Here is a 12,338-nt window from a genome sequence, read left to right on the forward strand (position 1 = left end):
AATCTTCACCTCTCCGCGGTTCCAACCTATTTCGCTCCACCGGCTGCGTGCCACCGATCCCGGACGCGCCCTACGGGCTTATTTCGCCCGTGATCGGTGTCACTCCGCCGGCTCCACTCAAACGGTTTTCCCCGCCGGAGAGGCAAAGAAAAACGATCAGCCAGGAGCAGGAGCAACACACATGGACACCCTCGAAGCGATCCTCCGTGACCAGACGGTCACCTACCTCGTCAGCAAGAACATCCTCTGCCCGCGCACCGGGGCCGTTCTCGACTCGCGCACCTGTGTCGTCTTCAACGACGCGGACGGGGATCCCGCGGTCGTCATCTCGCCCGAGGGCTGGCAGCAGATCGCGAAGGAGCCCGCCACCCTCGACCGCCTCGCGGAGCGCGGGATCACCGTCGACATCAACACCGCGCTGGCCGCAACCCGCTGAGAGGAACAGACCATGTACCGCACCGACACCGACACCGGCCTCGCGACCCCCGATCAGGTCGCCCTCATCATCACCGACCAGCGCGCTCACTGGGACCAGAACGCCGACGACAGCGACGACGTGCTGCTCGCCGCTGTCCGCAACGCCCACGCCCTGCCGGGCGCCGAGCCCGTCGAGGACGACAGCCCCGCCCTCGCCGCCGCACTGATCGCGTTCCTCACCCCGGACCCCGCCCGCACCGCACCGGTCATCGACGCCGACACCGGATGCGCGACGCCCGAGCAGATCGGCCTCATCGTCGCGTTCGAGCGCAACTACTACGAGGAGCACGAGAGCTACAGCACCGAACGGCTGCTCGCGGGCGTCCGCAGCACGCTCACCCTCCCCGGGGTGTGGGTGCTCGGAGGGTTCCCCGTCCGGGAGGACGGCACCGACCACGCCGCCGCGCTGATCGCGTTCCTCATCCCGGCGGTGACTACGTGATCGAGCGCAGCCGTGTCGATGAGCGGCCCGGGGCCGCGCGCGCGGCTCATCAGCTCTCGCGCCTGTCCAGCGGCCGACTCCAGCAGGAGGCCGACCGTGTGCGCCTGCACGGCGAGCGGCTGACGGGGCTGAGTCGGAAGACGAGCCGCCGCCTGATCGAGCAGGAGGAGGCGATCCGAGCGAACCGGATCGCCGCGGCGGACAGCGCCGCTGAGCGGCGGCTCATCGTCGGAGTCGTCATCGCGACGGGCGCTCTTCTCGCGGTCGGGCTGCGGCTGATCCTCACCTCAGGGCAGCTCCCTCCTCTGTTCTGACGAGCGGGCCGCGCTGACTTGTTGTCATGCTTACAAGTCGGACCTCGCCCACCGTCCCGCCTCCGCCCGCGCATCCCGTCAGGGCGAGCAGCAGTGCTCCTGCCAGTGCGATCCCTGCGGTCGTCCGCCTCATCGTGTCCCCCGATCACTCCGCCGCGGCACGTCGCCGGGCGCGTCACCTCGACGCCAACAGCAGCCGCCCGCCCGGACGGAGTCGTCCTGGCGGGCGGGCAGCCCCCGTCCCGGTCACGCGCGCGGGATGACCACCGAGACGCTCGCGCGCGAGGCGCCCGAGACGGCCGTGACCGTGCCGGTGCCGGCGGCGATCGAGCTCTTGCCCGTGCGGAACACCTTGGTCACCGTGGCGCCCGGGGCGACCGCGGCCGAGGACGCCGTGCCGTAGAGCGTCACGACGGTCAGATCGGCGGCCGCGCGGCCGGTGTTCGTCGCCGTCACCGTGACGACGACCTTCCCGAGGATCAGCCGCGAGGTCGCCTTCGCGGTGACGGAGGCGCCGGGCGCAACGCTCGCTCCGGCCAGCGCCGTCGTCACGCCGTCGACGCGCGCGGTGATCGAGACGGTGCCGGCGGAGGAGCCGGTGCGGATCCGGGGGAGCGCGGCGACGCCGTCGGCGCCCGACAGCACCGCGGCGGTCGTCGCTCCGCTCTCGAAGGCCGCCGGCCCGGTGATCGCGAAGCCCACCGAGCGGCCCGCGAGGGCGCGACCGGAGGAGTCGCGCACCAGCACGGACTGCGCGAGGTCGCGCGTCGTCGCGGTCGTCACGCTCTGCAGCGTCCCGCGCGCCTCCGCCGAGGCCGCGAGGGCGATGCCGTTCACCTCGATCTCGGCCACGCCCGTGGACCCGCCGTACTCGCCGGCTCCCCACGCCGTGAACACGAGCCGCAGCGCCGTCGTGGTCACCGGAGCGAACGTCGCGCGGTTCAGCACGTCGCGCTCGCGGCCGGGAGCCGCTCCGCTCACGGGAGTCCAGACGTCGCCGACCAGGTGCTCGACCCGCCACGACCGCGCGGGGATCAGCCCGCGTCCGTCGGCGTCGGCCGCGTCGCTCGCGAACAGCACCGAGGCGCTGTCGACGGTCACGGCGCTCGGCCAGCGCAGCTCGACGTGCTGCTCTCCGACCCGGGGCCAGGAGCCCCAGATCGTCGAGGCGGCGCCGTCGGCGACCGCTCCGACCGAGGTCCACGGCGAGGTGTACGAAGCGCTCGTCGACGAGGCGAGCGGAGCGATGTCGCCGACGTAGTCGGTGCACGGCACGGTCACGGTGACCGTCGCGGTCCGGGTGAGCTCGTCGATCCGGTCGACCCGCACGGACATGCCGGAGTTGAGCGCTGCGCTCTCTCCGGCGAGCACGAACTCGTTCGCCTCGCTCGCGTCGCCCGGACGCTCGAGCAGGTCGCCGGCGTACGGCTGGCCCGGGTTCGAGCGCAGGATCTGCACGCCCGAGACGTCGCGGCGCACCTGGAAGGGACTCGTGTACGCGCCGCCGTCGGACGTCGTGTCGGCGCGGTCGTTGTACTGCGCCCAGTAGCGGATGCCCGTGTCCTGCGGGTCGTTCCAGGTGAGCGCACGCCGGCCGGCGGGTCCGGCTCCGAGGGTGTCGAGCGTCGTGGTGCGGGGTGCGCCGCAGACCGGCTGGCGGGTGTTCGGCAGCGTGCCCAGGCGCGCCAGCGACGGGGACGACAGCGGCAGGAACGACCAGGCGCCGCCCATCACGTCGGTCCGGTTGCCGTACTCCTCGCGGCGGCAGTCCGCGGGCAGCGGGGTGGAGGCGTAGTCGCGGGTCGTGGCGCAGTTCACGCTGTAGGCGTGCGGCAGCGAGAGGTTGTGGCCGAGCTCGTGCGCGAGGAAGTACGCGTCCGGTCCGGGCTGGAACGCGCGTCCGCCGTCATCGGGATCGCCGGACTGCTCGCCGTTGGCCCAGTTCGGGCACGGGTCACCCTCAGGCACCATGGCGACCAGGTGCTTGCCCGGTCCGCGCTGCCAGCCGGTCCTCTGCGCGATCCAGTCCTGCAGTCCGCCCGTGTTCGTGCAGCCGATCGGCTGGTCGACGACCTGCCAGTCGACGACCTGGTCGAGCTCGAAGCGGATCGCCCCGCTGGTCTCGCGGGAGTAGAACCGGTCGACGAGGTCGAGGGCGCGGACGGCGTCGGCGGTCGTGTACCCGCCCGGGACGGTGCCCTGCGGAGCGACGAGCGCGATCGTCACGCGGTGCGTCTGCACCTGGGCGCGCGCCGGGATCTCGACGTCGACGAAGTCGGCGTCGAGGGCGAGGGCGGCCTGCTGCGTCGTCGCGTCCGCCTCCGGCTCGATCACGGTGGGCTCGGCGTCCGGAGCCGCGACGGGGCGGTCCGGAGCGGGAGCGGCGGGAGCGGGGGCCACCGGAGCGGCCGCCGCTGGAGCCGCGGCGGGCCCTCCGGCGACGAGCCCGGAGGCCAGCAGCAGTCCGGTGAGCGCTCCAGGGAGCAGGGCGTGTCGTCGTCGCATGGTCGTCCTCTGGGTCGGTCCTCGCTGAGTGCCCCGAGCGGCAGCAGGCGGGGGCACGAGCTCCCGCCGACCGCCTCGCGGCTGAGGAGTCGGCTGACGTTCCCGTGAACATCCGTGCAGGAACGGGCAGATGTCCCTCCGCGGCGGCCCCTTTCCGGGTGGGGACCAGAAATGACGAAGGCCGGGAGCGGGACCCCGGCCTTCAGCGACGATCAGATCTCGGTGTGCCCCAGATCCGCCGCGTCCAGCAGTCGGATCTCGGTCTCACATGCAGGGGTCGCAGGTGGGGGAGGGCCGGCCTTCCAGCCGGCCCGCGAGGGGCGATCCCCTCACACTCCCCGGCATCCCCGTTCCGGGGGCGCGAGCTGCACTCGCGCAGCGGCGACGGAGCGCCGCCCAGAGGTTCGGCCGGCGGTGCCGGCCGCTGATGTTCGCCCGTTGGGCTCACGCTTCTTTGCCGTGAAGCCTTCGGCGGCTCCCTCCGCTTCGCTGCGCTCGTAGCTACCTACGGGCTCCGTTCAAGTGGCTGCGCCACCGGCTCCTCCGAGACTTTCGGCACGCGGTCGCGGCGCTCCCTCACATCGCGCCGAAACTCTCTCCACCGCCGCCCTCCGGGTTGCACTGCGCCCTTCGGTTGCTCAGGCGGAGAACCGCCTTCCTTACCGTTATTTCCGTGGATCCGGGGCAGTTGTAGGCTCCGGAACGCGCCAGGGATCCCGGGTACGGCTGACCGCCTTCAGCCGACTGATGGCACGCCGTGATTAGCCGCCCGGGATCCCGCAACGGCAGGACCGCTCATTGAGAAACGCGACCAGATCGCCCCGTAAGGACATGCCGGCAAGGTCGTTCATGGCGCACCGCACCCCTCAACGGAAGGACCCTGCGTGCCCCAACTCTGGGCCGGTATCGACGCCGGCAAGACCGAACATCACTGTGTCGTCATTGATGGCAACGGAACGAAGCTGCTGTCGCAGCGGTTTAAGAACCGGGAATCGGCGATCCTGACCTTGATGGGTGACGTCGCGTCTCTGCCGGGTGGGACGGACGTCGCGTGGGCGACGGATCTGAACCACGGCGGGACAGGGCTGCTGCAGTAGCTCCCATGCTCAGCCCCTGTTCTACATTTCGGGACGCGTGATCCACCACGCGTCGGGCGCCTACAGGGGCGAGGCGAAGACCGACGCGAAGGACGCGGTCATCATCGCCGACCAGGCGCGGACCCGGCGAGACGTGACGCTCATGCGCCAGGCCGACGAGGTCACGGCGGATCTGCGCCTGCTGTCGGCCCGGCGGGAGGACCTGGTGCACGATCGCACCCGCGCCGTGAACCGGCTGCGCGCGATCCTGGTCCACTACTTTCCGTCGCTGGAGTCAGCGTTCAACTTCGCAACGACCAGGGGGCCACTGGTGCTGCTCACTCGGTACGCGACGCCCGCAGCGATCCGGCGAATGGGAGAGAGCCGTCTCGCGTCGTGGCTGAGGGGGCAGGGGTGCTGGAAGTCTGCGGTCGTCGCGAAAACAGCGATCGAGGCCGCTCGTGAACAGACCTCCGTTGTCGTGGGGGAAGCTGCCGCAGCTCGGCTGATCAGCCGGTCCGCGCATGACCTTCTCCGCATCCGGGACGAGCTCGCCGAGTTGGAGGCAGAGATTGAAGCAGCGCTCGAGGGAAGCACTTCGGCGGAATTGCTGGTGTCGATCCCGGGATTCGGGCGCAGGATCGCCGCGGACTTCCTTGCCGCGACCGGTGCTGATCTCGCCGCGTTCGAGAGTCCCGATCGGCTGGCCAGCTTCGCCGGCCTCGCGCCGGTACCTCGCGACTCAGGGAAGATCTCCGGCAACCACCACCGGCCCAGGCGCTACGACCGGCGCCTGCTGAACGCCTGCTTCCAGGCGGCCTTCATCGCTTCCAGAACTTGCCCCGTCTCGCGCTCGTTCTACGAACGGAAGCGACGTGAAGGCAAGTCGCATAAGCAGGCGCTGATCGCTCTCGCTCGACGCCGCATCAACGTGATCTGGGCGATCTTCCGGGACCAGACCAGGTACTCAATCACGTCGATAGACCCTGCCGGATTCGCGTCCGGAGCCGTTGTGGATGTGTCAGCGGTCCATACTTTCGATGCCGGTGCTTGAAACGCGGAGTCGATCAGACCCGTGCGTGGGTAGGTTGCCAGGTTCGGGACGGCCGCCCGTACACGGCCGATGAATGCGCTGGCCACACTGCGCGTGGTCCATTGGCCAAAGTGGCGTCTCTGTTCTTGGAGGCGGCGCGGGAAGCTAGCTGGTGCGTGAAGCTGACGTGTACCCCGGGTCAGAGGTACAGGATTGCGCCGTCGGCAACGTTTTGTGCACCATCGGTGCCTCCCCAGACGAGGACCGCGCCCCCTCCGACGACTACCGTCTGACCGAGGCGGGTGCCACGTGGCGGTTCTGGAATCCGGCTCCAGGTGCGCTCCGACAGATTGAGGAGCGAGTCATCGAGGAGTGCCAGGTTGCTGCTGACTGCTCCGCGTGCAGACGTCCACAGACCGTGCTGAGCAGGGTCCGGCCTGCCCGCCGGTAGCGTCTTCCATTCTCCAGTCGAGGCATTCCAGATTCCGCCGAGGTCGTAGAAGCGGCCCCAGTTCCCCACCTCACCACCGTCCGCGCTTCCCCGCTCGGGGAAGATGACGTCGTCCCCGACAGCGAGTGGGCTGCCGCCGATGATCGGACTGTCCGACAGCAGCGTCCATGTCGTCAGGTCTGCGTTGAGCTCGGCCATCCGCGTCAGCGAGGGAGCTTCCGCGCCCGGGTTGTCGATGAGTTGCTGACCAGAGAGCAGGAGGCGATCGCCGAGCCAGACCGCGCTCCGATTGAAGCTGTCGCCGAGCGGATCCGGCGGTAACGGGGTCCACGCTCCGGTCGTGGGTGAGAAGAAGGCATCCTCGGTAGGACCGAACTCGTTCGTCCCGGCGATCGCGAGGATCTGCGTATCGGTGGCGATGATGCTGCTGCCGGTGGTCGGTGGGTCCGGCAAGGGCTGCCACTCCTCTGCGCCGAGATCCTAGCGGAGGAACCCCTCGCCGCCCGTCGACAGATCCGCTGCGCCAAGCAGGTAGAGACTGTCATCGATTGCCGCGGTCCTGAAGAAGCTCACCTGAACGGGCGCCTCCGCGATCCGCTGCCAGGTTCTCGTGTCCGGATCGTAGACAGCCCCATCGCTCCGGTAGCCGGTAAGGGACGGCACGCAGCTCGCAGTCGGAGGACATGCCAGGTCGGTGGATCCACCGATCAGAACGAAGCGTGTGCCGACTACCTGGGCGCTGACGCCCTGGCGGGCGGATAGCGGCGACTCTGGCAACTCCACCCATTCGCCGGCCACTCTGTCGGAGTCGGTTTCGCCGGTGGTTGCTGGTCCTTCGTTTGCCCGTGGCGTGGCCGCGCATGAGGTGAGGAGGAGCAGGCTCAAGAGAGCCGCTGCGACATTCCTGGGCTGCACTGAGACTCCCCTTCGTCCACATTCCTCACAGCGTGTCCGCCGTCGTCGGTTGTCCAGGCGACCTTGAGCATCTGAATGTTCACGGTCGTCTGCACGAGTGCCGGGGTGGCGCGACGCGTTGTGCAGGCGTCTACGAGGAACGACAGCCCAGTCCGCTCGCCGAAGTGGCGCGGTGAACGACCCCCTACCGGACGCCCTCCAGACCGCTCCCCCCACCGTTCGGCAGAGATCCCCATACGGACGCAGGCCGCGCAACGAGCAGAGATACTCTTTCCGGATGTCGTCCCCGTCCATGCCCCACGAAACCGTCGATGCTGCCGAGGATCGATTGCTAGAGGCGATGCGCGCAAGTGACGTCGATGCGCTTGGTCAACTGCTCGCACCCGAGCTGATCTTCACGACACCCGAAGGCTCGATCATCAACCGGAACGAAGATCTCGAAGCACATTCGTCGGGCACAACGAAGTTCGAGTCGATTGCTGAAATCAGTCGCAGCACGCTGGCCGTTGCCGGCGGCGTCCAGACCAGGTCCGTCGTAGACGTCGTTGTGATCGACCACAGCACACGGATCGAGGCTCGGCTTCACTACGTCCGCGCATGGCAACGAATCGCCGGGCGCTGGATGGTTGTCTCCGGAAGCGCAACACTCGCACCCGCACCGACCGCCTGATCGATCCGCTATAAAGAATCCCCATACGGGACGGGCGCGTCGCCTCCCATACCGGCAGTAATGTGACGCTTTGACAGCATGTTGACGTACCGTGGTCGAATGTACCCTCCCCGGCTGGCCGAGCACGATCCTCCCTTCCAGGATCTGGTGCTCAGCGTCCTGCACCTGAGCAACGGCCGGGTCGGCGGGCGCCCGTTCACCATGACGCCCGCCAAGGTGCGACTCGCAATGGCATCGATGGGCAAGCCGGAAACGAACATCGGCGCCCTGTGCAAAGAACTGGGCATCTCGCGCCAGACGCTCTACCGTCACGTCTCGCCCACGGGTGAGGTGCGACCAGATGGCCTTCTCGTCCTCGGGCGCAAGAGCACCTAGACGTAGCTCCCCGATGCCGGCGTACGCTCCGAATGACAGCTCCGGTAGTTGGAGTGGGCTGCCTACGAGATGCTGGTCGCATGCGTTTCACTCACGAACTCGGCGGTGGATTCCGGCTCGCGTTACGCACCCTCGATACCGTCGAGGAGATGCACGCTCTGACGCTCGCCAATCTTGAGCGTTTACGGCGGTGGGAGCCGTGGGCGCTCTACGACCAAACACTCGAAGGCACCGCTGCCTTCACTCGTGCTGAGCTGGCGGACTTCGCCGCGGGATCCGTGCTGCCGACCGTCATCATGTCCGGCGACGCCCTCGTCGGTTCCGCCTCTCTTCGAACGAACTCCTACACGCAGACAGCGGAACTCGGGTACTGGATCGACGCTGCGGCCGAGGGTCGTGGCGCCGTGACTCGTGCCTGCGTTGCGTTGCTGACGGAGGTCCGAAGCCGAGGAATCCGTCGAGTTGAGATTCGGACGGCGGTGGAGAACAAGCGCAGCTCGCGCGTTGCTGAGCGGCTCGGGTTCACTTGTGAAGGTGTCCTCGCCTCTGCGTTGCCGCTCGGAGACGAACGACTGGACGTGGCGGTCTACGGGCGCACGTTCGCCCGCTGACGTTATATCTCTCGCCCGCCCTCCAGAGTGCAGCGGCATGAGCATTTCCTTAGAAGCCGCCGTGTGCCGCCTTTCGCGACGGGCCGCCCAAAGCGTCGTGCAGAGGACCTTGCGAACTTGTGCAGAGGACCTCGAAAACTGACACCGGCCGCGGGTGTGGAGTTGCACGCTCGGTGGCGGTGTTCTGTGATTGCTCCGTGTCGCGGGTCAGTTGCCGATGACGAGGACGCTGGCGGCGGCTTCGATGACGTCGTCGGTGATCGTTTCGAGCTCATTGATCTTGAGGACGCGGCTGATCTGGGGGAAGAGCCGCTCGAGGAGGCGGAAGTTCCCTCGGGTGATGCGTTCGATGGCGGCGATGGCTTGGGCGTCGGTGAAGTCGTCGGGGTTGAGGGTGCGGCCCAGGTGTTTCCAGTGTCGGTCGAGGACGAAGAGGAGTTCGTCGCGGCCGAGGGCGCGGTAGCGGTGGGAGAAGCCGAGTCGGCTATAGAGCTGGGGGTAGTGGCGGAAGCGCTGGTCGATGCCGGGCATGCCGATCAGGATCATCGCGAGGTGGGTGCGGTCGTGTTCATCGCGGAGCAGCTCGAGCGCGGTCGGGGTGAGGCGTTCGGCTTCGTCGACGATGAGCAGCTCAACCCGTCGGTAGGCGTCTCCGTTGCGGGTGCCGGTGACTTTCCCGATCGTACGGAGGTGCTCGTCGATACAGATGCCGAGGTCGATCTGCCACTTGCCGATCTCCCGCATGAGGTCCTTGGGTCGCGGCAGCACCTCGGGTGTGTAGAAGACGGTGCGGGAGCGGTTGGCGAGCGCGTTGTGCTTCGCGTCGTCCTCGCTGCGCGGGCCCCACGCGGTGACGTAGGGCTCGAGCACGTCCCAGTTGGCGTAGCGGCGGGCGGAGTTGGTCTTCCCGACGCCGGCGTCGCCGTGGCAGATACCGATGGTGCGTTCCTTCTTGACGGCGTTCGCGAACTCGGCGAACCGGCGGTGTTCCTTGGTGACGATGAAGCTCTGGCTCATCACTCCTCCTCGTAGGTGCGGAGACGTCTCTTGCGCGGGGTGGGGTCCGTGAGGTGGGGTTCTTCGCGGTGGGCGACGGTGGGGATGCGGTCATGGATCGCGCGGCGGAGTTCCTGGCGGCGGGCGCGTCGGGCGGCTTCGATGTCGCGGAGGCTGAGGCGGATGTTGGGGTGGGCTTCGTCGACGGCGACGCAGAGGAAGGTGTCGTGGTCGTAGACGCGGATCTCGGAGACGTCGCGGGGGTCGTAGCGGATGGTGACGGTGTGTCCGACGAACGGGGCGAGGGTGGGCGCGAGATAGCGCTGGCCCTGAAAGTGGATGCCGTCTCGTTGCACAGTGCGATGGGTCGGGACGGTGAGTAGCAGGCCGTCGAGCTCGTCGAGGGTGTCGGGCATGCGGGGTATCCAGCCGTCCGCGACCCACGCGTCGCGCGGGGAAATACCGAGCTCCTGATGGGTGCGCTGGTTGTAAGTGGCGATGAAGGCGCCGATCGCCCGGTCCACGCCCGGGAGATCGAGCACGGGCTGCGGGCTGCGGTTCCCGGGGCCGAGGTGGCCGGGGAGGGTCGGGAGGACTTCGGTGTTGATGGTGCCAAAGAAGCGCTCGATCTTGCCGCGCCCCTGGGGTCGGCCGACGGTCGAGAAGATGAGCCGGAGGTGCAGCTCGACGGCGGTGCGTTCGAGGTGGTGGCTGGTGAAGTCGGAGCCGTGGTCGACGTGCAGCACGTCGGGGATCCCGCACATCGCCCATGCCGGGTCGGTCTTCCGCCAGATCGCCTGCCGCAAGGCGAGAGCGGTGTTCAGCGACGAGGGTGCCCCGGTGAAGAGCATGTAGCCGCAGATCGCGCGGGAGTGATCATCCATGACGGTCGTCAGCCAGGGGCGGTCGGGCTTGCCGTTCGCTCCGACGATGAGGATGTCGAGTTCGGTGTGGTCAGCCTGCCAGATATGGTTCGGCCGTTCCGCCCGACGGCGGAACACCAGCTCGTGCCGGTCGCGATAGGAAGCGGGACCCTCCAACGCGAGGGTGACGAGCGCTGGGTCGAGGGCCTGCACGATCTGACGGTCCGTCGCGTAGCTGGGCGCTGGCCGGCCGTCGCGCAGGCACTCCTCAATGGTGAGGCGATGCAACGTCGCGATCGACGGACGAGGCCGGGTCAGGGCGAGCCGCTCGATGGCGGTGACGGTCGCCGGATCCGTGCGCCGGCCGCCCTTGTCCGTCCTCGCAGCGTCATCGAGCCCAGCGAGCCCGTCCCTCTTATAGAGCTGATGCCAGCGCTGCAGCGTCCGCGTGCCGATGCCGCTCTCGCGGGCGATGGCCGCGAGGGGGACCTGATCTTCGACGTGAAGTCGAAGGATCCGCCACCGCTCGAGGCCGTCCATCAGTCGCTACATCGCTGCACTCTCGCGGACCGCTCGGGCCTGCTGATGGCGATAGAGCGTCGCGCGACTCCACCCGACGAGACGAGCAGCGTCCTCAGCGGTGCGACCGCGCGCTCGCGCATCTGCGGCGATCTCGAGCTTGTCCGCAATCACGACCGGATCCGACAGAGGCCGACCGAACCGGGTGCCGTTCGCGCGGGCGGCCGCGATGCCGGCGTTGACCCGCTCCACGATGAGCTCCCGCTCGTACTCCGCGAGCGTGGCCAGCATGTTCAGCATCAGCCGGCCCGTCGACGTCGACGGATCGATGCCGTCCGAGATCGAGCGGACCTGCACACCGCGCTCGCGCAGCAGGTTCACCGTGTTCAGCACGTCGATCAGGGAGCGGCCGAGCCGGTCGACTCGCCAGACGACGACGGTGTCGCCGTCCTCGGCGTACTCGAGGAGCTTTTTCATCCCGGTCCGCTCGATCGCGGTCTTGCTCCCCGCGCTGACGTCCGCGAAGACGCCGCGCTTCTGCACGCCGGCCGCGACAAGCGCGTCGAGCTTCCGCTGCGCGTCCTGACTCGACGTACTTACACGCGTTTAACCCAGAAGCCTCACGACCTCATTCTGACTCGGAAACACCCTCCGCGTCCCCTCCTGAGACGAAACGCGACAAGACGTCTTTCCGAGACAGCCGACGTCCCGATAATCCAGATCCGTTGAACGTGGCGCGACCGCCGGAAGGCACGTCTCAAAAAGCTACTGTTTTCCGGTCATTCGAACCACGTATCAGACTCGTGCGATCACCAAAATCGGATGCGTCGGCCTCGAGCGAAGAGCCTGAATCATCTCATTCGACCGTGGTTCAATGTTTGGCCGCGGTTTCTTCCAAGGAAGAACCAGGCGACCGAACCGAGGAAGGGGGCGATGATGACTACGGCCACCCACATGGCCTTCAAGATTAGTTCGTTCGGTGAGCGAAGAATTTGCACGAGAGCGAGTATCGCAATCGCAACATAGGCGGCCCCAATGAGGGCAACCAGGATACTTGTGAGCAATGCCGACATGTCCATAGCCCGACCATA

Annotated in this window: 10 protein-coding genes and 3 pseudogenes; 7 read left to right on the forward strand and 6 right to left on the reverse strand. The window is 68.0% G+C overall.

Annotated elements, in window-relative coordinates; all coding sequences use genetic code 11:
• The first annotated feature begins 181 nt into the window (after nucleotides 1-181).
• Genes C5C33_RS01850 through C5C33_RS01860 form a run of 3 tightly spaced genes read left to right on the forward strand, consistent with a single transcriptional unit; the run spans nucleotide 182 to nucleotide 1,233 of the window.
• Nucleotides 182-436, forward strand: a complete 255-nt coding sequence (locus C5C33_RS01850; protein ID WP_104223237.1) for a hypothetical protein — start codon at nucleotides 182-184, stop codon at nucleotides 434-436.
• A gap of 12 nt (nucleotides 437-448) precedes the next feature.
• Nucleotides 449-919 (forward strand): hypothetical protein, encoded by a 471-nt coding sequence (locus C5C33_RS01855; RefSeq protein WP_104260265.1) that lies wholly within the window; start codon nucleotides 449-451, stop codon nucleotides 917-919.
• A complete protein-coding gene (locus C5C33_RS01860; protein ID WP_104260266.1) occupies nucleotides 916-1,233 on the forward strand; it encodes a hypothetical protein in 318 nt (105 codons plus the stop codon). Before C5C33_RS01855 ends, C5C33_RS01860 begins: the two co-directional genes overlap by 4 nt.
• Before the next feature lie 246 nt (nucleotides 1,234-1,479).
• Here the strand turns inward: C5C33_RS01860 and C5C33_RS01865 are convergent, their stop codons facing one another.
• Nucleotides 1,480-3,738 carry a hypothetical protein gene (locus tag C5C33_RS01865; RefSeq protein ID WP_104260267.1) on the reverse strand — a complete coding sequence of 753 codons (2,259 nt, stop codon included), beginning with the start codon at nucleotides 3,736-3,738 and terminating at the stop codon, nucleotides 1,480-1,482.
• Nucleotides 3,739-4,622: 884 nt separating this feature from the next.
• On the opposite strand from C5C33_RS01865, the pseudogene C5C33_RS01870 reads away from it, so the two are divergent.
• Nucleotides 4,623-5,868 (forward strand): annotated as a pseudogene (locus C5C33_RS01870) (IS110 family transposase).
• Between the two features lie 178 nt (nucleotides 5,869-6,046).
• Here C5C33_RS01870 and C5C33_RS01875 read toward each other — a convergent pair.
• Complete coding sequence (locus tag C5C33_RS01875) at nucleotides 6,047-6,751, reverse strand: hypothetical protein (protein ID WP_104260268.1); 705 nt, start codon at nucleotides 6,749-6,751, stop codon at nucleotides 6,047-6,049.
• Between the two features lie 739 nt (nucleotides 6,752-7,490).
• Between C5C33_RS01875 and C5C33_RS01885 the strand changes: the two genes are divergently transcribed.
• The 3 genes and pseudogenes from C5C33_RS01885 (at nucleotide 7,491) to C5C33_RS01895 (ending at nucleotide 8,869) form a co-directional block, all read left to right on the forward strand.
• Entirely contained in the window at nucleotides 7,491-7,883 is a 393-nt protein-coding gene (locus tag C5C33_RS01885) for a nuclear transport factor 2 family protein (RefSeq protein ID WP_104260270.1), read from the forward strand.
• Between the two features lie 168 nt (nucleotides 7,884-8,051).
• Nucleotides 8,052-8,258 (forward strand): annotated as a pseudogene (locus tag C5C33_RS01890) (helix-turn-helix domain-containing protein); the annotation flags it as partial.
• Between the two features lie 80 nt (nucleotides 8,259-8,338).
• Entirely contained in the window at nucleotides 8,339-8,869 is a 531-nt protein-coding gene (locus C5C33_RS01895; RefSeq protein WP_181136172.1) for a GNAT family N-acetyltransferase, read from the forward strand.
• A 207-nt stretch (nucleotides 8,870-9,076) separates the two neighbouring features.
• Here the strand turns inward: C5C33_RS01895 and C5C33_RS01900 are convergent, their stop codons facing one another.
• The 4 genes and pseudogenes from C5C33_RS01900 to C5C33_RS19190 form a co-directional block, all read right to left on the reverse strand.
• Entirely contained in the window at nucleotides 9,077-9,886 is an 810-nt protein-coding gene (locus C5C33_RS01900) for an AAA family ATPase (protein WP_104260272.1), read from the reverse strand.
• Nucleotides 9,886-11,268 carry a Mu transposase C-terminal domain-containing protein gene (locus C5C33_RS01905; protein ID WP_104260273.1) on the reverse strand — a complete coding sequence of 461 codons (1,383 nt, stop codon included), beginning with the start codon at nucleotides 11,266-11,268 and terminating at the stop codon, nucleotides 9,886-9,888. Before C5C33_RS01905 ends, C5C33_RS01900 begins: the two co-directional genes overlap by 1 nt.
• 6 nt (nucleotides 11,269-11,274) lie before the next feature.
• A pseudogene (locus C5C33_RS01910) lies at nucleotides 11,275-11,871 on the reverse strand (recombinase family protein).
• A 227-nt stretch (nucleotides 11,872-12,098) separates the two neighbouring features.
• Nucleotides 12,099-12,326 (reverse strand): PLD nuclease N-terminal domain-containing protein, encoded by a 228-nt coding sequence (locus tag C5C33_RS19190; protein ID WP_104260274.1) that lies wholly within the window; start codon nucleotides 12,324-12,326, stop codon nucleotides 12,099-12,101.
• Nucleotides 12,327-12,338 lie beyond the last annotated feature (12 nt).

It is taken from the genome of Rathayibacter sp. AY1H3 (assembly GCF_002932015.1).

What these genes read in the sequence shown, in the direction of transcription:
- C5C33_RS01850 (WP_104223237.1), top strand. Translation starts at nt 182, where the DNA reads ATGGACACCCTCGAAGCGATCCTCCGTGACCAGACGGTCACCTACCTC.
- C5C33_RS01855 (WP_104260265.1), top strand. Translation starts at nt 449, where the DNA reads ATGTACCGCACCGACACCGACACCGGCCTCGCGACCCCCGATCAGGTC.
- C5C33_RS01865 (WP_104260267.1), bottom strand. Translation starts at nt 3,738, where the DNA reads ATGCGACGACGACACGCCCTGCTCCCTGGAGCGCTCACCGGACTGCTG.
- C5C33_RS01885 (WP_104260270.1), top strand. Translation starts at nt 7,491, where the DNA reads ATGTCGTCCCCGTCCATGCCCCACGAAACCGTCGATGCTGCCGAGGAT.
- C5C33_RS01895 (WP_181136172.1), top strand. Translation starts at nt 8,339, where the DNA reads ATGCGTTTCACTCACGAACTCGGCGGTGGATTCCGGCTCGCGTTACGC.
- C5C33_RS01900 (WP_104260272.1), bottom strand. Translation starts at nt 9,886, where the DNA reads ATGAGCCAGAGCTTCATCGTCACCAAGGAACACCGCCGGTTCGCCGAG.
- C5C33_RS01905 (WP_104260273.1), bottom strand. Translation starts at nt 11,268, where the DNA reads ATGGACGGCCTCGAGCGGTGGCGGATCCTTCGACTTCACGTCGAAGAT.
- C5C33_RS19190 (WP_104260274.1), bottom strand. Translation starts at nt 12,326, where the DNA reads ATGGACATGTCGGCATTGCTCACAAGTATCCTGGTTGCCCTCATTGGG.